Raw genomic sequence first — 21,133 nt, 5'->3', positions numbered from 1 at the left:
ATTGTCACACCGCAAGGCCAACACGGCCGGCGCTCGCGATCACGCCAGGGTCCTTCGGCGGCTGCCCCGGCGCCGGAGGGTCCTTGATCTCCGGAGAGGGCTCCCCGGGCTCGGGAGGAGGGGGCGGGGGATCCCGACGCGCCGGCTCGTCCGGCTCCGGATCGCCCCGCGGGGGCTCGCTCGGCTTCGGATCCCGCATCGGCGGATCCTGCTCGGGATCGCCGACCGGCGCGGGGCTGGGTGTTCCTCGGGACGGGGGCGCGTTCACTGACATCGATGTTCCTCTCCTCGCGCGTCCTCTCCTGCGGTCGTGTTGACGCGGCGCAGACAGGGCTGCACGAAGCGCGCCACGGCGCTCGCGAACAGGGCGGCTCGGCCGGGCGACGCGCCGCGCCCGCCGTGGCGCGCCGCCGCCCTCGGCAGCGCGCATTCCTGTCACACTGGGGCGGTAAGTCCCTGGGAGGGCCGGAGGGAGGGCCGGAGGGAGGGCCGGAGGGAGGGCCGGAGAGGCCCGCCCGGCCGGCGTCGCTTCACTTCGGCAGGAAGCTGAAGATCTTCCCGAGCGCCCTGGTGAGGCTCTCGGCCTCCAGGACGTCGGGCAGCACGAGCACGCCGAGCACGCTCAGGCCGATGCCCATCAGCGAGCCTCCGGCGATCACGCCGGCGCAGATGGCCTCGGTGTTCTCCGCGGCCAGGGCGTACCAGGGCCGCTTGACCGGCGCGGGCGGCGCCTCCGGGGCCCCGCCGGGCCCCGTCGTGCTCAGCCGCGACTCCTGCTCGCGCTTGCGGTGCCACCCGGCGGCGCGCCGCTCGAGCAGCCAGAAGAGGAACGAGCCGAGGAACATCGACCAGATGTCGGTGAAGTTCAGGATGAACGCGAGCCCGAGGGCGACCGCGGAGAGGGGGAATCGGTTCCTCGTGAGCTGCTTCGTGACCTCGACGAGGATGCCGATGATCGCGCCGATCAGCACCGCGGTCTTGGCCGTCGGGTGGAGGAAGTCGAGCCCCTTCATCAGCACCTCGGCGACCGCCTTCCACGTGAGCGCGCTCGGGACGGGGAGCTGCTCGGTCCCGTAACGGCCGATGTCTCCCTGGATGAGCACGAGGTACCAGACGGGCACCGAGAGCACGAGCCCCGCGATCGTGCCGAGCACGTGCCCCAGGGCCTGGTGGCGCGGCTTGCCGCCGAGCATGTAGCCCGGCTTGATGTCCATGAGCAGGTTCGCGGTGTTGCTCGCGACCTCCGCCGTGATCCCGGCGGTCATCAGGTTCGTCGTGATGTTCTTCGGCGCGAGGACGCCGTAGGTGAGCTGCGTCAGCTTGCCGAGCGCCCCGGTCGGGGTGATCGCCGTGATGGCCGTCGAGTTGACGGCGATGAGCGAGAAGATGAAGACGAGCGGGATCGCGAGGACCCCGAGCCACCATTCGATGCCGAACCAGACCTGCCCGAGCACGACGACGACCGCGCCGACGAGGGGCACGCCGATGATCGACACCTTCACCGGAAGCTCGATGTCCGCGAGCACGTCCCTCGCCCCGCCCTTCCTGGAGAGGCCCTTGAACGCGTCGAGGATCACCTTGGGCTTGGAGAAGAAGGCGTAGAGCGAGGAGGTCGTCATGCACGCGACGCCGCCCCACAGCGCCCAGATCGTGATCTGCCCGAACCCGTAGTGTCCGTTCCGCGGCAGGATGATCCCGTGCTGGATCAGGAGGGGGGCCAGGATCCAGTAGTTGAGCACCCCGCCGAGCAGGAGCGACACGCCGGTCCGGATGCCCATCAGGCCGCCCGTGGCGACGAAGATGAGGCTCGTGTCGAAGCGGATCGTGAGCTCGTTGAAGGGGATCCCCCGGATGCCCGGGGAGATGCCCCACCGCTTGAGCAGGTCCGCGAGGCGACCGTGATAGAGGATCTCGTCGTAATAATGGGGGATGCTCTTGAGCGCGAAGAGCGCGCGCATCACCTTGTCGTCGCGCAGGAGCTCGAGGGCGGCGCTCACGAGGCCGCCGCCGATGAGGAGCTTCGCCTTGAAGAGGCCCTCCTTCTCGTCGCTCTCGTGCAGCGCGTCCATGACGACGCCGGCGGCCATGCCCTCGGGGAAGGGGAGCTGCTCGTCGTTGATGAAGCGCTTCTTCATCGGGAAGGCGAAGAGCACGCCGAGGATGGCGAGGACGAACATCCAGATCATCGCCCGTCCCATGGGGATGATCGTGGTCGTGACCATCGAGTACGCCGCGAGGCTCGTGAAGAGCGGCGCGTTGATGTACCCGGCCGACGTCGCGATGGACTGCATCGCGTTGTTCTCGAGCACGGTCATGTCCCTGCCGAGGCCCATCCTGGAGAGGACCTTGAACAGGCCGAAGGCCAGGATCACGCTCGTGATCCCGACGCCGAGAGACCAGCCGGTGCGCGCCCCGATGTACACGTTGGTGAGCGACAGGAAGGCGCCGAGGAGCATGCCCGTGATGCCCGAGCGCAACGTGAGCTGGGGCATGTCGCCGCGGTAGACGTTCTTCAGCCACCATGTGTCCTTCTCTTCGAGGGACATGGCGTGAACCTGCTCCGGCGTGAGCTGCTTGATGGCCATTGCTCGGCGACCTCCGCGCACCTTGTACCATGGTGGGCGACGCCCCGTGCAGCCCTTCGGCGCGCCCTGGAGGCTGCGCCGACGGCGCAGCGCCGCTCATGCGGCAGCGCCGGCGCGCGCGCTCGCGCTGCGCGGAATTCGCGGTGTCGACGGAATTGCTGGGCTCGTGTCGCGGGGCTCGCGCGGGGCGCGATCAGTCGCTGTCTCGGCCGCTGCCGGCAAAGCCGTCTTCCCGGCGGGCGAAGAGGACGTTGAACGTGGTGAGGGTGCCGTAACAACCGGTGATGTACGCCTGGAGCTGGACCTTCTCTGCGTCGCTCAGCCCCTCGTGCGCGTTGATCTTCTGCTCCAGCACGCGGAGCTTGTCGCGGAGCATGACGATCTTGTGGAAGAACGCGTCGAGCGGGATGCGCTTCTCGGCCGTGCCTTCCTTTCCCGGGCGGAGGACGATCTCCCCGCCTTCCCAGCGGCCGCCCATCTCCGCGCGGCCGACGCCGAGCTCCTCGGACAGCACCTCGCGCAGCACACGACGGAACTCGTCGATATCCATGTCGATGTCGATCTCCCTTGGCAGCGTCGAACGGAAGGGCTGCGGCCCCGCGCCGGGCCGGCGCTCCGGTGACGGCGCCCGCTCGGGCGCCCGCGGCCTGCCGCCCGAGCCGCGCGGCTGGCCCGCGGCCCGGGGGGGCGGCGGCGGCGGCGGCGCGCCCTTCGCGCGGTAGCGGGCGCACGTCGCGGTCGCCTTGACCGGCGGCGGGTACACCTCGAGGGCGCACTCACCGACGCGGCCGCGCGCGGGATCCTCGTGCACCCGGGTGTATGCTGCGCAGCTTCCGCACCGGCCCGCGTAGTCGTTCACCGAGGCGCCACTCTACCAGCTTTGCGGGCCGCGGGGGGCGCGTTCCACGCGCGCCCGTGTCGCAGAGGGGCGACGCCGTCGCGACTGCGCTACCCTGGCGGCGTGCGTCTCCCCGCCTCTCCCTCGCTCCCCGCCCTCGCCGCCGCGCTCGCCCTCGCCGCCTGCGCGGCCGAGCCGCCGCCGCGCTCGCCCGCGACGACCCCGGCCGCCGGGGCGCCCTCGACCGCCGCCGCGGCGCCGCCGCCCGCCGTCAGGCCGGAGCCGGACGCGGCGCGGCAGCCGCTCGAGTTCATCCGCGATGACGTGCCGCGGGCGCTCGAGAAGGCCCGGGTCGAGGGCAAGGCGCTGTTCGTCGATGCGTGGGCGCCGTGGTGCCACACCTGCCTGAGCATGAAGCACGTCGTGCTGACCGATCCGTCGCTCCGCCCGTTCGCCGATCGGGTGGTGTTCGCCGACATCGACACGGATCGACCGGAGAACGCGCCTTTCCTCGAGCGACACGAGGTGACGGTGTGGCCGACGTTCTTCGTGCTCGAGCCGGCGAGAGGCGAGGTGGTCGGGCTCTGGCGCGGCGCGGCCTCGGTGCAGGAGCTGCGCGAGCTGCTCCGCGAGGCGCTGGCCGCCATGGACGCGCAGGCGGCCGCGGCGCTGCCGGCGGATGATCCCGGCCGCCTGCTGGTCGAGGCGAAGCGCGCCCACAGCGCCGGCGATCACGCCGCGGCGGCGACCGCCTACCAGCGCGCCCTGGCGAAGGCCGGGAAGGACTGGCCGCGGCGCAGCGAGGCGCTGCTCGGCCTCGTGGCGGCGCTCCGCAAGAAGGACGCCGCGGCGTGCGCGGAGGTCGGCAGGGCGCACGTGGCCGAGGTGAAAGGCGCGGCGCTGCCGGCCGATTTCGCGAGCGTCCTGCTCTCCTGCGCGGCCGCGCTCCCCGATCGCAACGCCCAGCGGGCCGCGCGCGAGGCGGCGGTCGCCCGGCTGCGCGCCATCGTCGCGAGCCCGCCCGCGGGCTCGAGCGCGGACGACCGGGCCGACGCCTGGGGAATCCTCGCGGACGCCCTCCAGGCGCTCGGCGACGCCGGCGGGGCCCGCGCGGCGAACGAGTCGAAGCTCGCCGTGCTGGAGCAGGCGGCGCGGGAGGCGAAGGCGCCCGAGGGGGCCGCCGCGCACGATTACGGGCGCGCCATGGCGTACCTCGCGCTCGGCCGCGGCGAGGAGGCGGTCGCGATGCTGAAGGAGCGCGAGGCGCAGATGCCCGATTCGTACGAGCCGCCCGCGCGGCTCGCGCAGGTGCTCCACGCGATGGGCCGCGAGGACGAGGCGCTCTCCGCGGTGGAGCGCGCGATCGGCCGCGCGTACGGCCCGCGCCGCCTGCGTTTCCTGAAGCTCCGCGCCGAGATCCAGGAGAAGCTCGGCCGGCGCGCGGAGCAGGTCGCGACGCTGCGCGAGGAGGTGGCCGGCTACGAGGCGCTCCCGAAGGGCCACGCCAGCCAGGCGTCCCTGGACGACGCGCGCCGGCGGCTCGCCGAGGCCGAGAGGGCGCAGCGCGGCGCGAAGAAGCGCTGAGGGGGGCGGCGGGCCCGCCGCTACAGGCAGCCGTCTGCCACGTTCACGCCGGCGGCGCGCAGGACCTCGGGCGCGGGCTCGCCCGGAAACGTGACCGTGACGTCGATATCGAGGGTGCACGGGATGATCGATCCCGTCGCGAGTTCCCACGACAGCGTCCCGGCGGCGCCCGTGGCGCCCACGGCCTCGCCGGCGGGGTTCACGGTCTCCGGCGTGCAATCGGCCGCCCCGTCGGTCAGCTCGACGCGCGACACGGCCCAGGTGTCCGGGAGCTCGACGTCGAAGCCCTCCGGCCCGCCCTCGACCGGCGCGTCGGCATACAGCCTCACGCACCGGTCCGCCTCCTTGTCGGCCTTGTAGACGATGATGTGATCGAGCCCGCCAGGCCAGTAGGAAGCAGCGTAGTCGACGCCCTCGGCCTTGAGGCACGAGGTGCTCTCCGAGACATCCACCCCGGCCCCCTGCGCCGTGCACGCGTTGCAATAGAACTGGCCGTCGCACCCGCAGACGCCCGGGCAGTCCGCGGTGCAGACCTCGGGCCGGTCGGCGCACTGGCCCACGGTGTCGAAGGTTCCGCAGGAGTCGTCGGGGAAGTCGCAGTACTCCTCCGCGCCGCAGCTCCCGCCGCTGCGCGCCCCGCAGGCGACCGGCGTCCCGCCGCCGCCCGAGGTCGAGCTCGTGGCGCCGCCCGCTCCGCCTGCGCCGCCCGCTCCGCCTGCGCCGCCCGCTCCGCCTGCGCCGCCCGCTCCGCCTGCGCCGCCCGCTCCGCCGCTGCCGGAAGGGGTGTCGACGGAGCCGCCGCAGGCGGCGAGGAGAAATCCGAAAAGCACTGAGCCAAGAAACGCGTGGTTCATGCGCACAGTATGCCACGGCGGGCCGAGAGGGGCCCTGCCGTCGGAGAGACGAAGCGAGAACCGCGGGGCTGTCGATGACGGGCCGAGGCCAGTCGCGGCACGACGGCGCCCCACGGACCGCCGATCACGCTGCCTCGATCTCGCGATCGAGCGCTTCGAGGGCGCGTTGAATGCGCGCGACCTCGGTCGATTCGAAGTAGGGCTCGCCGCATTGCTCGCACACCCATGCGGGCACCGCGTCCCAGCGCACGTGATAGCCGTTGCGGTCCACGCTGAACGGAGCATGGGCGCGCCTCATCTCGCCTCTGCAGTGCATGCATTGCATGGATCACTTCCTCTTTTTGAAGTCCGCGGACCACTGATCGGGATGGGGGATGTAAGCGGTGATGATCGCCATGTAATCCGGCTTTGGTGCGCAGACGACGTGGATGGGACGGCCGCTATCCCCATATCCCAGGACCAGGCAGCTATGGCCGCGCACGTCTTCTGGGTAGTCCTCGACCAACTCGCCGGCCGTGATCGCGGCGTCGATCTCGGCAGGCGAGATCATCCGACCGGGGCGGCTCATCTGGCGCACCGCGTGAGGAAGGAAGAGGATCTTCTTCGCCGCCGCCGCCCGTACTTGGTCGAGAACGCTTGCTTCCATCGGTCTGGGCCGCTTCTTCTGGCAGTATGCCCGAAACGCAGGTGAAGCTCCATGCCCGGGGAGTTCGACGCCTCCACGCTGCACATGGGCGGCGTTTGGAATGCCTGCGGGGACGGCGGGGCCTGATGGATGGGGGGCGGGCTCGAACGCGACCGGGGAGCTCGGCACAGATGGAGGTCCACCGACCCAACCTGGATCAGGTCACGCCGCTGCCTACAGCGTCGGCAGCACGCCGCGGTCGCGGCCGAGCGGGAACGCCGTGTCGAGGCGCGCGAGGTCCTCGCTGGTGAGGCGCAGGTCGCCAGCGGCCGCGTTGTCGAGCGCGTGCGCGGCGCTCGCGGCCTTGGGGATCACGAAGACCGGGTGGCGGCGGAGCAGGTAGCGCAGCGCGACCTGCCGCGGCGTGACGCCGCGGGCGGCGGCGATCGACCCGAGCACCTTGCCCGCCGTGCTGCTCGGGTCCGGGAACCGGCCCGAGCCGAACGGGCTGTAAGCCACGACCGCGATGCCGTGTCGCTCGCAGAGCGGCAGCACCCGGCGCTCGATCGCGCGCTCCAGCAGGTGATAGAGCACCTGGTTGCAGGCGATCTCGTTCGGCCCGGCGATCGCGATCGCCTTCGAGAGCTCGGCCTGATCGAAGTTGCTGACGCCGAAATGGCGGATCTTGCCCTGGGCCCTCAGGTCCTTGAAGGCGCGGAGGGTCTCCTCGAGCGGGTGCGATCCGGGCCAGTGGAGGAGATAGAGGTCGAGTTGATCGGTGCGGAGCCGCTTCAGGCTGCGCTCGCAGGCCTCGATCGTGCCGGCGTAGCTCGCGTTGCCGGGCAGCACCTTGGAGGCGAGGAACACCTCGTCGCGGCGCTGCGCGATCGCCTTGCCGACGAGCGACTCGACCGCGCCAGAGCCGTACATCTCCGCCGTGTCGATGTGCGTCATGCCCGCGTCGATGCCCCGCTGGATGGCGTCGACGCAGGCCGCCTCATCGTCGGTTTCCATCTGCCAGGTGCCCTGTCCGACGACCGGGATCTCGACCCCCGTGAACCCGAATGCGCGATGCTCCATGGAACGATGACCTCCCCTCCGTACCGAAAGGACAGCATGCGGCTCCCGCTCAGGGGCGGCGGGGCGGCCCCTCAGAATAGCGGGCGATCTCGACGACTTCCGGCGCGTTGTCGCGGTCCGGCGGGGCGAGCCACGGGCCGTCGAACCGCGCGACGAGCACGGTCACGTTGTCGCGGCCGCCGGCCGCGAGCGCGGCGTCGATCAGCGCGCCGGAGGCCGCCGCCGGGTCGGGGTGGGCGTCGAGCGTCGCGGCGATGTGCCGGTCGTCGAGGAGGTCGCTCAGCCCGTCCGTGCAGAGCAGCAGCGTGTCCTCGCGGCGGAGCTCCACGGCGGAGAGCGCGACCTGGAGCTGCTCCCGGAGCCCGAGCGCCTGGAGCATCACGCCCCGGTGCTCGAACGTGGCCGCCTCCTCGGGCCTCAGCTTGCCTGTCTCGAGCAGCGACTGGACGAGGGTCTGGTCGCGGGTGATCTGCGCGAGGGCCCCGCCGCGCAGGAGGTACGCGCGGCTGTCGCCGACCTGCGCGACCAGCAGGCGCTCGTCGCAGAGCGCGGCCACGGTGGCCGTGGTGCCGCTGTTCCGGTGCTGCGGGCTCCGGCGGGCGTTGTCGCGGACGGCGCGCCCCGCCACGGCGATCGCCTCGAGCAGCGCCCGCTCGAGCGCGTCGCTCGATCGCGGCGCGGCGCGGGCGAGGACGGCGTGGACCGTGCGCGCCGCGAGCCGGCTGGCCGCGTCCGGGGACGACGCGCCGCCGGAGCCGTCGTAGACGCCGAGCGACAGGGTGAGGGGCGGCTCCACGGTCAGCTGGGCGGCCGGCGCCCCGTGGGCGAGCCCGCGCGCGAGGTCGCTGATCAGGAAGGCGTCCTCGTTGTGCTCGCGGCTGAGCCCCACGTCGGTCGAGGCCGCCACGACGACCGACGCGGCGTGCTCGGCGGCGGACGAGCGGTACACGGGCATGCGCCCATCGTACTCCGGGGGCGCGCCCGGCGCCGCGCCTCGTGCATGATGTGGCGCATGAGGCTGCTTCCCAACCCCGAGCGCGCGTGGGAGCGCGCGGCGCACGTCGAGCCGCTGGATCGCGCCGGGATCGAGCGGCGCGTCGGGCCGTTCACCGGCGAGACCGAGGTGCTCTCCGGCGGTCGCGCCAACGTCAACGTGCGCCTCGGCGCCGAGCGCGTGCTGCGGGTGTACCGGCGCGATCCGGGCGCGGCGCCGAAGGAAGCCCGCCTGCTCGAGCGCGGCTGGCGGTCGTTCCGCGTCCCCGCGGTCCTGTCGGCGGGGGAGGACTTCCTCGTCCTCGAGTACGTCCCCCACGGCCCGCTCCAGGACACCGCGGCGTGCGGCGCGGCGGCCGGGCGCGCGCTCGCGGAGATCCACGCCGTCGGCTTCGACAGCGCGGGCTTCCTGGGGCCGGATCTCGCCGTCGCCGCGCCGTTCGCCGACTGCATGGGCGCGCTCCGGGCGTACGTCGACGCGGTCCTCGACAGGCTGGCTCCTGCCCTCCGCGGCGCGCTGGGCGAGCGCGTCGGCGCCTTCCTCGACGCGAACGCGGGGGCGCTCCGCGCGCTGGCGTCGGTCCCGGTGCTCCTCCATGGCGACTTCAAGGCGTCGAACCTGCACTGGCTGGCCTCGGGCGAGCTGCTCGTGCTCGACTGGGAGTTCGCGTATGCGGGGCCGAGCCTGATGGACGTCGGCCAGGTCCTGCGCTGGAGTCCTGGGCCCGAGTTCGTCGCGGCGTTCGCGGGCGCTTACCGCGCGAGCGCGCCGCTCCCCGATGGATTCGAGCGCTGGGCCGAGGCGTTCGACCTCTTCAACCTGGTGGGGCTGCTCGAGGGGGCGGAGCCGGGCTCGCGGCGGGCGAGCGATGTCCTCGGCCGGGTGCTCGCGACCCTCGAGGAGGACTCCTTGTGACCGCAACGGAAGCAATGGAAGCGAAGCGCATTGGCCCCTGCCGTCTCTCCTCCTGGTAGGTCGCGGGTCGGTGAGCGAGCGCGCGCAGGGGAGGCGACGTCTCGCGTGATGTGCGCAGGGTGGATTCCACGAGGAACGCGCCGGAAGCTCACGTCTGCGGGAGGCGCCGCTGCCGCCTCTGGATCACCCCTTCTGTTGGCCAGACCGCTGCGGTAACTATGGACTCCGTGCAGCTCCACCCCGGCGTGCGCGTCGACCGCTACACCCTGATCGAGCCCCTTGGCCGCGGAGGGCAGGGGGCCGTCTGGAAGGTCCACGACCCGCTCGATGGCAGCCTGCGGGCCCTCAAGCTGTTCTTCCTCGGCGGCCTGGAGACGGGCGCTGCGGAGCGCGCCCGGCGCGAGGCAAGAGCCGTCGCCGGCGCCGTGCATCCGGCCCTGATCCCCTGCCGCGCCCTCTTCGAATCGCCTGCGGACGGCGTCGTGGGGCTGGTGTTCGATTTCGTGCGAGGCCAGTCGCTCGCGGACGCGGCGACGCGGATGTCGCTCGCTCAGCGCGGCGCCGTGCTGGCCCAGATCGCGGCCGCGCTGGCCCATGTACATGGTCTGGGCCTCTTGCATCGCGATCTGAAGCCGGCCAACGTGCTCGTCACGGACGCGTTCTGGGGCGCCGCGGATGCGCCCGGCAGCGTGCGGCTCATCGACTTCGGGATCGCCGCGCCCGCCGGGAACCCGAGGCCGCTGACGGCCACGGGCGCGGTCATCGGCACCGTGCCGTACCTGCCGCCCGAGCTGCTCGCGCCCGGGCGCTGGCTCCCCCTGCGGGAGGGGTTCACCCGCGACGTGTTCGCGTTCGGGGTGCTCGCGGTCGAGCTGCTCTGCGGAGCCCATCCGACCGGGCTCTCCCCGGACGCGCCGGTGGAGGCGTTCGTCGACGCCTATGTCGCGGCGGAGCAAGGACATCGCCCCTGGCCCCCCCGGGTGCCCGACGCCCTCTGGGCCGAGGTGATCCGCGCGTGCCTCGAGATCCAGCCGCGGCGTCGGCCAACGCACGGCGCCGCGCTCCTGGAGAGGCTCGACGCAGCGGCGGCGGCGAACCCCGGGTATCCGCGCTTCGCGGCGCTGCGCGCGAGCGCGACGGATCCTCACCTCGGCCCGACCGAGCTCCAGGTGCATCCTGGACGCGCCTCCTGGTCCGGACCGCGATCGAGCGATCCGCCGCGCACCACGCCGATGCCGTCGCCGCCCTCCGCGGCGCTGCGACCCTCCGCCCCGACGCTCTCGCCGGCGCCTCCCACGGCCGCGCCGCGGCGCTCTGCGGCGACCCCGATCCCCGCACCGAGCGTGCGCGTGGAGGCGACCGCCACGCCCCGCAAGGCCGGTCAGTCGGCGCTCCTCCTGGCAGCGGGGTTGGCGCTCGGGGTCGCTGTCTCCACGGGCGCAGCCATGCTCGCCGGTCGCGCGGAGCCGGAGCCCGAGCAGCCGGTGGCCATGACAGCGCCCGTTGCGCCGGGCATCGTGTCGGTGCTGCCCGAGCCGATCCCGGTCGCGCCGCCGGAGACATCAGAGGTCACGCCCTGCTGCAGAAAGGGGGGAGACTGCCTCTCCAGAGGGATGGCTTGCCAGTCCGCGCCGTGCGAGGACGTCCCCTTGCCGGATCGTTCCTGGCTGTTGCGGCTCATCGGGGTAGGCCGGCGGCCGGACGTCGAGAGCGGGTTCAGCGAGGACATGTCCAGGACCCACCCGGCCGCTGAAGCCTGCGTGCACCGAAGGTCGACGGGCGAGGAGATCTGCGTCCCGTTCACGCGGGAACCGGGAGCACGGAGCGAGCCCGATCGACTGCCGATCACGACGGCCGAGCTGGTGCGCGGCGACGTCGTCGTCCGGGTGACGGAGGCAGGCGTGCCGCTCTCGCAGGGGGCCGTCGCGTCCAACCACGACTGGCTGAAGAGCGGCGTGCTGTGCCAGGGCCTGTGGCTCTACGTGGGAGAGAAGGCCAGCGCGTCGGTCCGGGTCGCGGTCGCGCTGGACACCGAATGAGGGACGCGCGGCCGGATCGCAAGGGTGCCACCCCCGCCGGTGTTACCGAGGACGGCGCGAGGACCACCCGCCCGCCGCGCGACGTGCCCACGGACGAGCACCGGCCCCCGACCGGCACGCTCGGGGACAGGGGAGCTCCTGCGCTGCTCGCCGCGTTCCCGGCCAGCGTCGTCGTGCCCCTGCCGTCCGCCGGGGTCGCCGTCGGGCGGGCGTGGCTCGCGGCGGCGGGCCTCAACGACACGAAGGTCTCGACCAACCACCTTCGCCTGACGCGGGCGGGAGGGCGGCTCCAGGTGGAAGACGTGGGCTCGCGCAACGGGACATGGCTCGACGGCCACCGCCTCCCGGCGCGCGAGCCGGTGCCGCTCGAGGACGGGTCCGTCCTGCGCGTCGGCGAGACCCTGCTCGTCTATCGCGAGACCTACGCGGGGCGAGCCGCGCCGGAGCCGGCGATCGGCGGACTCGCGGGGCCGTGGGGGCTGCGCGCTGCGCGCGAGGAGCTCGACCGGCTCGCCAGGCGGCCCGTGCGCAACGTGCTCATCACGGGGGAGAGCGGGACCGGCAAAGAGATGCTCGCCGAGGCGGTCGTGCAGGCGCTCGGGCGCTCGAGGGGGCATTTCACGCGCGTGAACGTGGCGGGCATCGTCGCGAGCGTGTTCGAGGGGCAGCTCTTCGGCTGGGAGCGCGGCGCGTTCTCGGGGAGCGCCGCGAGCAACCCCGGGCTGCTGCGGGCGAGCGCCGGGGGCGCGGTGTTCCTCGATGAGATCGGGGAGCTGCCGGTCGAGCTGCAACCCAAGCTGCTGCGGGTCCTCGAGAACCAGGAGGTGCTCGCGGTGGGCGCGACGCAGCCGGCGCGCGTGGATATCGCCGTCGTCGCGGCGACCAACCGCCCGCTGGAGGAGGCGGTTCAGCAGGGAAGGTTCCGCCTCGACCTGCTGGCGCGGTTTCCGGTGCGCATCGCGCTGCCGCCGCTGCGGGAGCGACCCGAGGATGTGTTCGCGATCCTGCGGGCGCTCTGGGAGCGCTCGTACGGGCCGCTGGATCTGACGCGCGTGCGCGTGGACGTCGAGGCGGTGGAGCTCATGATGCTGCACGACTGGCCCGCGAACGTGCGGGGCGTGGATCGGCTGGTCGCGGCGGCAAACCCGGCTACGGGGCTCAAGCTCTCCATCGTGGAGCAGGTGCTCGGCGTGCGCGCGGCGGCCGTTGCAGCGCCGCCGCCGACGCGGGAGGCGATCCTGGAGGCGCTCGAGGCCTGCGGCAACAACCAGGTCCAGGCGGCGAAGCGACTCGGGCTCTCACGAGCTCAGCTCGTGCGGCGGCTCAGGGCATTCAGAAACGAGGCCGGCGAGCGGCCATCGCGGAATCGGTGACCCGCGCGCTGGTCCGGAGAGTGGTTGAAGGCCGGCGCATTTCCGTCTCGCGCACGGGTTCCGCCACAGGGAGCATGCATGCCCGGCGCATGACATCGACAGCGATCTCGAAGAACCTCCGCTCGACATCCGGATACTCCGGGTGGGTGAGGATCAGGTCCGCGCGCAGCCTCCAGAGGTGCGCGTGCCGTGCAAAGTAGAGCTCCAGGGATTTGATCTGTGGCAGAGATTGCCCCTCGCGCCGCGCCCGCTCGGCCAGAATCAAATAGGCGACGAGCTGGCGCACCATGGGTCGCTCCACATTGTCACGGGCAGACACCTTCAGATCGATCAGGCGTCCCCCCACGAGGAGGTCCGCATCGGCTCCGCCCACGACCCTGGAGTAGCGGCCGAATGTGGGGTTCAACACCACTTCGGCGCCGTCGAGAAGCGCATCGAACGCAGCATGCTCCAGGAGAGAGATGACCTGCTCGCGCAGCTCAGGCGCATTGTCGGCGAACAGATCATCTCCAAGGTAGCCTGCGCGGTAGATGGCGTCGAGCCTGGCTAGCTTGAGCGAATGCTCGGCGAGCCGGATCATCCAGGCGCGATCACAGGCGTGCCTTTGGACGTGCTTGCGGAGGAACGTCCGCGCGTTCTCGACGCGTCGGCGTGCGCGCCGGACGATGCGCTGGAGCTGTTCGCTGTCGACGAGAGCGCCTGGCGCTCCGCCGAGGCCGAACGGGCTGCCGGCGGCACGCATTCTCGCCAGCCTTCCCTCGATCCATTGGATCGAGCCCTCCGCGACCCAGGGCTGCTCGCGCGCTTGTGGGCAGCGACGCAGCACATCGAAGCGCAGCGCGTAGTCGAACGCGGTGCCGACGAGGCGCGGGTTGCATGACGATCCGAGTACCTTCATCGCGGTCCGCTGCGCCCGGCTGTAGGAAGGGATGACTCGATCCAAGGTATCCCGTACGTCCTGGCGCTGAACGAGCTGGGTGACGCTCATGCTCATGACCTCCTGTCGCGTGTCGCTCTGGAGCACCCGGCATGCCGACGGCGGGCTGCGCGTTTCGCCTCGCAGCCCGCACGCGCGAGGCCGGCGCTCGGTGCTTCGAGCTGCCTCGCGGCTGATCGCGATCACCCGAGCGATCGCGCGCGCGGATCGCGATCACCTCGCGGCGCAGGAGCCTGGCTCGGACGGGCCACCGTCGTCGCCCGATCTCGAGCGCCGACCGGATGCCCGCATACCGATCCCTTCCGTGAGACGGTGGTCGGCGACTTGCATTGTCGGCCCGAAGCACATGATAACCCCCATCTCGCGTGCTTCCACGTCGCCTTCTCACGTACCTAGCAACTGGCACGCTGTGCCCGCGGCGATCGCCCTCGCGGTCCTGTCGCTCCTGATCGCGGCGCCGCTCGCACTCCTCCTCCTGGTCCTTTGGGCTGCTGTCCTGGTCGTCGCCAGCGCTGGTCTCCTCAAGGCTACGGGGGGCATGGATCCGCGGGCCTTCGATGCCGTCCTCGATCTCACTGGCGTGGTGATCGCCTTCGCGTCCGGGATGGTCTTTGCAGGCAAGCTCGTCGAGAGCGGGCAACGCCGAACGAGCGCTGTCGCGAGGACCTCGGCGCCGTGTGCGCCGTGGCTGTTCCGGCATCCATTTGCGGGTCTAGGCTGCGCGCTGCTGATCATCGATCTCGTCCTCTTGCCGCTCGCCTACGCGGGCGTCATCACGGCGCCGAGCTCGATCCGTGGCGCAGGCGTCATCGGGGGAGCAGCGCTGCTGCTGATCCTCGCGGCTTGCGCGCTCTTCGGGGCATGGTGGCGGGCGACGCGCGCGCTCTGGGCCGGCGCGCGACGATCCCCGTTCTTCGCGGGCGCCGTGACGACGTGCGGCCTCGTCGCCGTCGTCGGCGCTTATCTCCTCGCAAGCGCTGCTCTCGGCCTCTCCTCTGCTCTCCAGCGTGAAAGCTCGTCGCCCGGAGCTGCGTCTCTGGCAGGCTCGCAGCTCGTCGAGGCTTGCCCCGCGGGTGAACCACGAGCTCCGGCTGGCGGCGCTCGACGTCCACCGAGGCCTGCGCAGCGTGCGCGGGCTCTTGCGGCGGCTCACCAGGACGGTGGTCCAGCCGACCGATGTGCTCCGCGCTCGCTCGAGACGGCCGCCACCTGGTCGTGCTCTGCCACGACCCTTCACGCGGTGATCCCGGGCCTCCCGGGGCAGACGTGTCCCTGACGCACGACGTGGAGCACGCCCGCGCACCTCATCGGCGCACCCCTCGAACGGCGGTGGCCCCTGCTACCAGGTTGGATTAGAGTCGCGCCCCGATGTACCCCCGAGCCGCCTCCGTGCTGCCGCGGCACCCGCGACGCCGGCGCGGCGGCCGCGCATCGCGCTGGCTCCTCCCCGCCGGCGCGTGACCGGCGCCTGTGATCTGATCAACGCACCACCCCACGGAACACCATGTCGCGACCGAAGCCCCTGGTCTCCCATATCTTCACCGCGGACCCGCGCGCCCACGTCTTCGAGGGCCGCGTGTTCATCTACCCGTCGCACGACGTCGAGTCCGGCATCCCCGAGAACGACAACGGGGACCACTTCGACATGCGGGACTACCACGTCCTCTCCATGGGGAGCATCCCCGGCGAGGTGACGGACCACGGGGTGGCGCTCGACGTCAAGGACATCCCCTGGGCGGGGCGGCAGCTCTGGTCCGGTGACGCGGCGTACAAGAACGGCACCTACTATCTCTACTTCCCGCTCAAGGACCGGAACGACGTCTTCCGCACCGGGGTCGCCACCAGCAAGCGGCCAGAGGGGCCCTTCAAGCCGGAGCCCGAGCCCATGAGGGGCAGCTACAGCATCGACTGCTCCACCTTCCAGGACGACGACGGCGCGCACTACATGTACTTCGGCGGCATCTGGGGCGGGCAGCTGCAACGCTGGCGGCGCGGGGAGTACGACCCCGCCGTGCCGCCCGAGCCCACGGAGCCGAAGCCCGCCATCGGCCCGCGCGTCGCGCGCCTGAGCGACGACATGCTCCAGTACGGCGAGACGCCGCGCGAGATCCGCATCCTGGACGAGAACGGCGAGCCCATCCTGCAGACAGACCACGAGCGCCGCTTCTTCGAGGCGCCGTGGATGCACAAGCACAACGGCAAGTACTACCTGTCGTACTCTACCGGCGACACCCACCTGCTTGTCTACGCCACGGGCGATAACCCGTACGGCCCCTTCACGTACCAGGGCGTCGTGCTCACCCCCGTGCTCGGGTGGACGACGCACCACTCCATCGTGGAGTTCGAGGGCAAGTGGTGGCTCTTCTATCACGACTGCGAGCTCTCCGGCGGCAAGACGCACCTGCGCAACGTCAAGGTCACGGAGCTCAGCCACCGGCCCGACGGCTCCATCGTGACGATCGACGGCAGCGTGTGAGTCGTCCGGCAGGGGCGGCCAGCCGCGGTGCTCGCCGGTGACGCGGTGGCTCCCGGCTGGCCCTCTGCCTTCGTTGCCGCTCCCGGCGCCGGAGACGCGCGCGCGTCCCCGGCGCGCGGGTTGCCTGACTACCTGGCTCGCCGGCGCGCGGGGCGGCCTGAACGAGCCAGGGCGACGGCGATCAGGACGAGGCCTTCTGCCATGACGGCCGCGCGCTGATGCGCTTCCACCAGGCCGCGACGTTCGGTCGATCGGTGATGAGCTCACCGACCTTCGAGATCACGAGACACTGGAGGTACGGCATCCACGCGATGTCGGCCAGCGAGAAGCTCGAGCCGGCGAGGTACTCCTGGCCGGCGAGCGCCCTGTCGACCACGTCGAGCGCCCGCGCGATCTCCCCGCTGGACGCCTGGACGACCGACTCATCGCTCTGCTGGCCGCGCATCGGGTGGATGACGCGCTGGAAGAGGATCTTGACCGCAGGCGTGGAGAGATACGACTGCTCCACGCTGAGCCACTGATCCATGAGCGCCCTGGCCCTGAGCTCGGTCGGCGTCAGCGACGCGCCCGGGAGCTTCTGGTCCAGGTAACGCATGATCGCCCGCGACTCGTACAACGTGAAGTCCTCGTCCTCGAGCGCCGGGATCACGCCGAAGGGGTTGCGCGCGAGGTGCTCGGGCGTCTTCTGCTCGCCCTTCATCAGATCGACGAGCACGAACTGCGCCTCATGGCCCTTCTCGGCGAGCACCGTCAGCACCTTGCGCGTACACGTGCTCATGGGATGTCCGTAGAGCTTCATGCGAGACTCCTTTCGTAGGTCGTTGTCGAGGGTTGCTTCGTGAGACGCCGACCGGCGGCGACCTCTGCGGCGCGCCAGAGTAAACGGATTTGCCGGCCTGCCAACGCCAGATCGCGTCCGCCGGTCCGCGGCGCGCGATCACGCCTCGCGCCGCCGGTCCTCCTGCCACTCGGCGTCGCGGGCCGCGGCGAAGACAGGGAGGCGCGCGAGCCACCGCTCGCCAGCGTTCGGGCGCTCGAGCGCGATGCGCAGCGCCGCGATGAGCTCGAGCGGGGCGGCGTCGAGGCCCTGCTCCTTCGCGGCCCAGCCCAGCCCGGCGAGGACGGCGTTCGCGACCTCGTAGCTCGGGCGGTGCATGGGCGCCGTGGGGACGGCCGCGGGCGCGGCGAAGTGGCGCTCGCACGCGGCGGCGTCCAGGGAGTTCCAGCCCGCGCACACGATCGGTCGGACGGCGTGGATCGAGCAGGCGCCGCGCTCGTCGAGGAGCGGGCAGGGGACCCGGGCCTCGGCGCGCTCGAGGCGGGTGAGGCCGCGCGTCGCGGCGTCGGCGGCGCGGACGCGCTCCTCGAGCGCGGCGAGCTCCGCCGCGGGCCGCGTGGCGCGCAGGTGCGCGGCGATGCGGAGCACCTCCGGCGCCAGCACGAGCACCTTGCTCACGCAGCAGGTCGCGCACCCGGCCCGGCACGCGATCGGCCGCCCGGGCGGCTCGGCGGCCGCCGCGGCCTCCTCGAGCGCCTCGGCGCGCGCGAGCGCCGCGCCCGCGGCCGCCACGGCGCCCGCGCAGCCGCCCGCGCGCCGGCCGAGCGAGAGCCCGAGCGCCGCGCGCTCGCCGTCGGCGATGCCCTCGAGGACGGCCGGGGTGTACCGCGTCGGCGGGGCGAGCGGCAGGGCGCGCTTCTGCCGGCGCACCGCGCGCTACCCGAGCTCCGGGAGCCGCCAGTCGATCTCCTCGGCGCCGCGGGCGCGGAGCGCGGCGTTGATCGACGAGAACGGCTTGCTGCCGAAGAAGCCGCTCCTCGCCGACAGCGGCGAGGGGTGCGCCGCCTTGATGATCGTGTGGCGGCGCGCGTCGATGAGCTTCGCCTTCTTCTGCGCGTGGCCGCCCCAGAGCACGAACACCACCCCGTCGGGCCGGTCGTTGACCTTCCTGATCACGGCGTCGGTGAACGTCTCCCAGCCCTGGTTCTTGTGCGAGTTCGGCGTGTGCGCGCGGACGGTGAGCACGGTGTTCAGCAGCAGCACGCCCTGCGTGGCCCACGCGGTGAGGCAGCCGTGGCCCGGGATCGTGAAGCCCGGGACGTCGACGAGCGCCTCCTTGTACATGTTGGCGAGCGACGGCGGCGGCGGGACGCCCGGGCGCACCGAGAAGCACAGCCCGTGGGCCTGCCCCTCGTCGTGGTACGGGTCCTGGCCGAGCAGCAGCACGCGGACGCGCTCGTACGGCGTGAGCCGGAACGCGGCGAAGACATCCTCCTCGGCCGGGAAGACGCGGTGCGCCTTGCGCTCTTCCTCGAGGAAGCGCGTGAGCCGCTGGAAATAGGGCTGATCGAGCTCTCCGGCGAGCACGGCGTGCCACGAGTCGTGCAGATCGTTCGTCATCGCGCGCTCACACTCCTTCCTTCGGGCAGAGCGCGCTCATGCGGCACTCCGCGCATTTCGGCTTCCGGGCGACGCAGGTGTAGCGGCCGTGCAGGACCATGGCCGGGCCGAAGAAGGTCCATTGCTCCCTGGGCACGATCCGCATCAGGTCCTCCTCGATCTGCTCGGGCTTCTCGCGCTTCGAGAGGCCGATGCGCCCGCTGAGGCGCGCGACGTGCGTGTCGACGATGATCCCCGAGGGGAGGTCGAACGCCGTGTTGAGCACGACGTTCGCCGTCTTCCTGGCCACGCCCGGCAGCGACGTGAGCTCGTCCATGGTCCGGGGCACCTCGCCGCCGAAGCGCGCGACGAGCGCCTGGCAGGCGGCCTTCACGGTCTTCGTCTTCTGGCGGTAGAAGCCGGTGGGCTTGAGCTCCTCCTCGAGCACCTCGGTCGGCGCGTCGGCGTACGCCTGCGCCGACGGGTACTTCTTGAAGAGCGTGGCGGTCACCCGGTTGACGCGCTCGTCCGTGCACTGCGCGGCCAGGATGGTCGCGACGAGCAGGTCGAGCGGCGTCTCCCAGTCGAGCTCGTAGCGGGCGTCGGGGTAGTCCTCGCGCAGGTGCTGGAGGACGAGGGGGATGCGGTCTCGGGCGCTCATGCGGTCGCCCAGGGTAGCCCAGGCCGGCGCCGCCCGTCACCGCCGCCGGGCGACGGGCCCCGGGCGCCTGCGGCCGAAGTAGGTCTCGAGGAGCTCGCGGCCGACGAGGTTCGCCTTGGTGCGCCAGGTGATGTCGTTGGCCAGCATCACGGAGACGGCGATCTCGGGGCGATCGGACGGCGCGAACGACGCGAACCAGGAGAACATGCGCGACGGGCTCCCGCCGACCAGCGTGCCGGTCTTGGCGGCGACGGGCATGGAGCCGAGGGCGCGGGTGCCGTCCGGCTTGCGGAACGCCTTGGCGCACGTGCCCCGGCGCGTCGTGACCTCGAGCATCGACCGGAGGGTGCGCGCGACGTCGGCCCGCAGGCCGCGGCCGTCGGTGCTGCGCGTCGAGGGCGCGGCCGCGTCCCCGCGGGCCTGCGCGCCTGGCGGCGCGAGCAGCGAGAAGCGGACGCGCTCGCCGTCGTTGGCGATGGTCTGCATCGCGAACAGGGCGCCGAGCGGGCTGAGCTTGCCGCTCCAGAAGCCCGCGGCGGCGCGGGCGAGGCCGAGGGAGTCGGCCGGGACCTCGGCGGCGCTCGGCGCGACGGGGATGTCGATGGGGACCTCGCCGTCGAAGCCGAGGTCGCGGGCCGTCTGGCGCAGGTCGGCGGGCGTGAGGTGCTGGCCGGCGAGGCGGGCGAACACGCCGTTGATGCTGCGGCCGAGCGCCTCGCCGAAGACGGTGCAGGTGTCGCCGCGCCCCTGGAGGTCTCGCGCGCGGATCGCGCTCATGCCGCCCGTGTAGCAGACGGGCGTCGCGACGTTGACCTTGCGGCCCTCGAGGAGCGCCGCCGCGGTGACGATCTTGAAGAGGCTCGCGCTCGGGGCGACCGGCGTCGCGACGTAGTCCCGGTCGCCGCGGCTCGCCCAGACGAGGATGCGGCCGGTGCGGACGTCGGAGGCCACGATGGCGCCCTCGGGCGCGCCGGAGCGGGCGAGGAGGCGCTCGGCGGCGCGCTGGAGCTCGGGGTCGAGCGTGAGGCGCACCTGCTTGCCCGCCGCGCCGACGGTGGCGTGGACCGCGCCGCCCTCGACGTGGAGCTTTCGGACGCCCGGCGGGGCCGGAGATGCTGCCGCCGGCGCGAGCCACACGGCGGCCGCGGCGGCGAGCGCGAGGTGGAGACGCGAACGCACCCGGGGCTGATGCCAGGGCGGGCGCGCGCGGGCCAAGTTCCGCGCAGCGCCGGGTTCGACGCGAACGCCACGCGCAGGATCGAGGTCCACGCGGCGCCCCGGTGTCCGTCCTCGATGGGACATACCGTCGATTTTTACAATTTTTACAAGATGGGTAGGGCAGCAATGCACGTGTCCTGGACCAGCGCGTGTCCACCCATTTTGCCTTGGTCGCCTGTATCCCGCACAAGAAAAAGATCTGGACATTCGAAGTGCGGATTCATTATCTTGAAAAATGGTCCTGTGCGCATTCAGCACCAAATTGGGGCCAACCTCGTTGTACTCGATCTGGTTCTGTTGAGCTCCGAGCGACGCTGACCGCTGACCGCTGCCGCGTGCAGCGGCCAGCGGTCGGTGCTGAGTGCGCCGTGATCCCGCTCGGCCACAGCGCTCCTTTCCATGGAGCGTGAAGGCCCGAGGCGAGGTGCCCAGAAACGTCACCACGTGGCCACGTGGCCGCGAATCGTCGCTGGCGCGATGTCTGTTTCTGGGGGTGTCCCTCGCAAATGTCTGGACAGTTCGGTAGTCGCGTTGTTAATTGGATACTGGACCTGTGCGCATCCGCTCTCCGATTTGA

At 72.1% G+C, this 21,133-nt stretch carries 19 protein-coding genes; 5 read left to right on the top strand and 14 right to left on the bottom strand.

The window, feature by feature from the left end; translation table 11 throughout:
- Positions 1-4: 4 nt before the first annotated feature.
- From WME76_RS21055 to WME76_RS21045, 3 genes are all read right to left on the bottom strand, one after another.
- Entirely contained in the window at positions 5-274 is a 270-nt protein-coding gene (locus WME76_RS21055; RefSeq protein ID WP_155798462.1) for a hypothetical protein, read from the bottom strand.
- A gap of 256 nt (positions 275-530) precedes the next feature.
- Positions 531-2,585: an OPT family oligopeptide transporter gene (locus WME76_RS21050; protein WP_437961863.1), complete on the bottom strand. Its 2,055-nt coding sequence runs from the start codon at positions 2,583-2,585 to the stop codon at positions 531-533.
- A 193-nt stretch (positions 2,586-2,778) separates the two neighbouring features.
- Positions 2,779-3,444 carry a hypothetical protein gene (locus WME76_RS21045; protein ID WP_437961862.1) on the bottom strand — a complete coding sequence of 222 codons (666 nt, stop codon included), beginning with the start codon at positions 3,442-3,444 and terminating at the stop codon, positions 2,779-2,781.
- Between the two features lie 102 nt (positions 3,445-3,546).
- Here WME76_RS21045 and WME76_RS21040 point away from each other — a divergent pair, with 102 nt between their 5' ends.
- Positions 3,547-5,007 (top strand): thioredoxin family protein, encoded by a 1,461-nt coding sequence (locus WME76_RS21040; protein ID WP_437961861.1) that lies wholly within the window; start codon positions 3,547-3,549, stop codon positions 5,005-5,007.
- A gap of 20 nt (positions 5,008-5,027) precedes the next feature.
- Here WME76_RS21040 and WME76_RS21035 read toward each other — a convergent pair whose 3' ends face one another.
- From WME76_RS21035 to WME76_RS21015, 5 genes are all read right to left on the bottom strand, one after another.
- A complete protein-coding gene (locus WME76_RS21035; RefSeq protein WP_437961860.1) occupies positions 5,028-5,837 on the bottom strand; it encodes a hypothetical protein in 810 nt (269 codons plus the stop codon).
- 148 nt (positions 5,838-5,985) lie between these two features.
- A complete protein-coding gene (locus WME76_RS21030) occupies positions 5,986-6,177 on the bottom strand; it encodes a YgiT-type zinc finger protein (protein ID WP_433937795.1) in 192 nt (63 codons plus the stop codon).
- 12 nt (positions 6,178-6,189) lie between these two features.
- Positions 6,190-6,507: a DUF4258 domain-containing protein gene (locus tag WME76_RS21025; RefSeq protein WP_437961859.1), complete on the bottom strand. Its 318-nt coding sequence runs from the start codon at positions 6,505-6,507 to the stop codon at positions 6,190-6,192.
- Between the two features lie 213 nt (positions 6,508-6,720).
- On the bottom strand, positions 6,721-7,566 hold the full coding sequence (locus WME76_RS21020) for an aldo/keto reductase (RefSeq protein WP_437961858.1): 846 nt from the start codon (positions 7,564-7,566) through the stop codon (positions 6,721-6,723).
- A gap of 49 nt (positions 7,567-7,615) precedes the next feature.
- On the bottom strand, positions 7,616-8,521 hold the full coding sequence (locus WME76_RS21015) for a PP2C family protein-serine/threonine phosphatase (RefSeq protein WP_437961857.1): 906 nt from the start codon (positions 8,519-8,521) through the stop codon (positions 7,616-7,618).
- 57 nt (positions 8,522-8,578) lie between these two features.
- On the opposite strand from WME76_RS21015, the gene WME76_RS21010 reads away from it, so the two are divergent.
- From WME76_RS21010 to WME76_RS21000, 3 genes are all read left to right on the top strand, one after another.
- On the top strand, positions 8,579-9,475 hold the full coding sequence (locus WME76_RS21010) for a phosphotransferase family protein (RefSeq protein ID WP_437961856.1): 897 nt from the start codon (positions 8,579-8,581) through the stop codon (positions 9,473-9,475).
- Between the two features lie 227 nt (positions 9,476-9,702).
- Positions 9,703-11,514, top strand: a complete 1,812-nt coding sequence (locus WME76_RS21005) for a protein kinase domain-containing protein (protein ID WP_437961855.1) — start codon at positions 9,703-9,705, stop codon at positions 11,512-11,514.
- On the top strand, positions 11,511-12,887 hold the full coding sequence (locus WME76_RS21000) for a sigma 54-interacting transcriptional regulator (protein ID WP_437961854.1): 1,377 nt from the start codon (positions 11,511-11,513) through the stop codon (positions 12,885-12,887). Before WME76_RS21005 ends, WME76_RS21000 begins: the two co-directional genes overlap by 4 nt.
- Here WME76_RS21000 and WME76_RS20995 read toward each other — a convergent pair.
- Positions 12,847-13,875, bottom strand: a complete 1,029-nt coding sequence (locus tag WME76_RS20995) for a hypothetical protein (protein ID WP_437961853.1) — start codon at positions 13,873-13,875, stop codon at positions 12,847-12,849. The genes WME76_RS21000 and WME76_RS20995 overlap by 41 nt on opposite strands.
- Before the next feature lie 1,453 nt (positions 13,876-15,328).
- Here WME76_RS20995 and WME76_RS20990 point away from each other — a divergent pair.
- Positions 15,329-16,300, top strand: coding sequence for a glycoside hydrolase family 43 protein (locus tag WME76_RS20990; RefSeq protein WP_437961852.1), 972 nt, complete (start codon positions 15,329-15,331; stop codon positions 16,298-16,300).
- Positions 16,301-16,481: 181 nt separating this feature from the next.
- Here the strand turns inward: WME76_RS20990 and WME76_RS20985 are convergent, their stop codons facing one another.
- The 5 genes from WME76_RS20985 to WME76_RS20965 form a co-directional block, all read right to left on the bottom strand.
- A complete protein-coding gene (locus WME76_RS20985) occupies positions 16,482-17,099 on the bottom strand; it encodes a glutathione S-transferase family protein (protein WP_437961851.1) in 618 nt (205 codons plus the stop codon).
- 138 nt (positions 17,100-17,237) lie between these two features.
- Complete coding sequence (locus WME76_RS20980) at positions 17,238-18,008, bottom strand: YkgJ family cysteine cluster protein (RefSeq protein ID WP_437961850.1); 771 nt, start codon at positions 18,006-18,008, stop codon at positions 17,238-17,240.
- Between the two features lie 6 nt (positions 18,009-18,014).
- Entirely contained in the window at positions 18,015-18,698 is a 684-nt protein-coding gene (ung, locus tag WME76_RS20975; protein ID WP_437961849.1) for a uracil-DNA glycosylase, read from the bottom strand.
- A gap of 7 nt (positions 18,699-18,705) precedes the next feature.
- Positions 18,706-19,338: an endonuclease III gene (nth, locus tag WME76_RS20970; protein WP_437961848.1), complete on the bottom strand. Its 633-nt coding sequence runs from the start codon at positions 19,336-19,338 to the stop codon at positions 18,706-18,708.
- A gap of 36 nt (positions 19,339-19,374) precedes the next feature.
- Entirely contained in the window at positions 19,375-20,517 is a 1,143-nt protein-coding gene (locus WME76_RS20965) for a penicillin-binding transpeptidase domain-containing protein (RefSeq protein ID WP_437961847.1), read from the bottom strand.
- Between the last annotated feature and the right edge of the window lie 616 nt (positions 20,518-21,133).

Origin of the sequence: Sorangium sp. So ce119, from assembly GCF_051524405.1 — a bacterium.
GTDB classification, from domain to species: domain Bacteria; phylum Myxococcota_A; class Polyangia; order Polyangiales; family Polyangiaceae; genus Sorangium; species Sorangium cellulosum_G.
Note: the sequence above shows the minus strand (reverse complement) of the source record. Positions and strands in the feature narration are given on the sequence as shown.

Coding starts and splice junctions, on each gene's coding strand:
- WME76_RS21055 (WP_155798462.1), bottom strand. CDS start 274: ATGTCAGTGAACGCGCCCCCGTCCCGAGGAACACCCAGCCCCGCGCCG.
- WME76_RS21050 (WP_437961863.1), bottom strand. CDS start 2,585: ATGGCCATCAAGCAGCTCACGCCGGAGCAGGTTCACGCCATGTCCCTC.
- WME76_RS21030 (WP_433937795.1), bottom strand. CDS start 6,177: ATGCACTGCAGAGGCGAGATGAGGCGCGCCCATGCTCCGTTCAGCGTG.
- WME76_RS21025 (WP_437961859.1), bottom strand. CDS start 6,507: ATGGAAGCAAGCGTTCTCGACCAAGTACGGGCGGCGGCGGCGAAGAAG.
- WME76_RS21020 (WP_437961858.1), bottom strand. CDS start 7,566: ATGGAGCATCGCGCATTCGGGTTCACGGGGGTCGAGATCCCGGTCGTC.
- WME76_RS21015 (WP_437961857.1), bottom strand. CDS start 8,521: ATGCCCGTGTACCGCTCGTCCGCCGCCGAGCACGCCGCGTCGGTCGTC.
- WME76_RS21010 (WP_437961856.1), top strand. CDS start 8,579: ATGAGGCTGCTTCCCAACCCCGAGCGCGCGTGGGAGCGCGCGGCGCAC.
- WME76_RS21000 (WP_437961854.1), top strand. CDS start 11,511: ATGAGGGACGCGCGGCCGGATCGCAAGGGTGCCACCCCCGCCGGTGTT.
- WME76_RS20995 (WP_437961853.1), bottom strand. CDS start 13,875: ATGAGCGTCACCCAGCTCGTTCAGCGCCAGGACGTACGGGATACCTTG.
- WME76_RS20990 (WP_437961852.1), top strand. CDS start 15,329: ATGTCGCGACCGAAGCCCCTGGTCTCCCATATCTTCACCGCGGACCCG.
- WME76_RS20985 (WP_437961851.1), bottom strand. CDS start 17,099: ATGAAGCTCTACGGACATCCCATGAGCACGTGTACGCGCAAGGTGCTG.
- ung (WP_437961849.1), bottom strand. CDS start 18,698: ATGACGAACGATCTGCACGACTCGTGGCACGCCGTGCTCGCCGGAGAG.
- nth (WP_437961848.1), bottom strand. CDS start 19,338: ATGAGCGCCCGAGACCGCATCCCCCTCGTCCTCCAGCACCTGCGCGAG.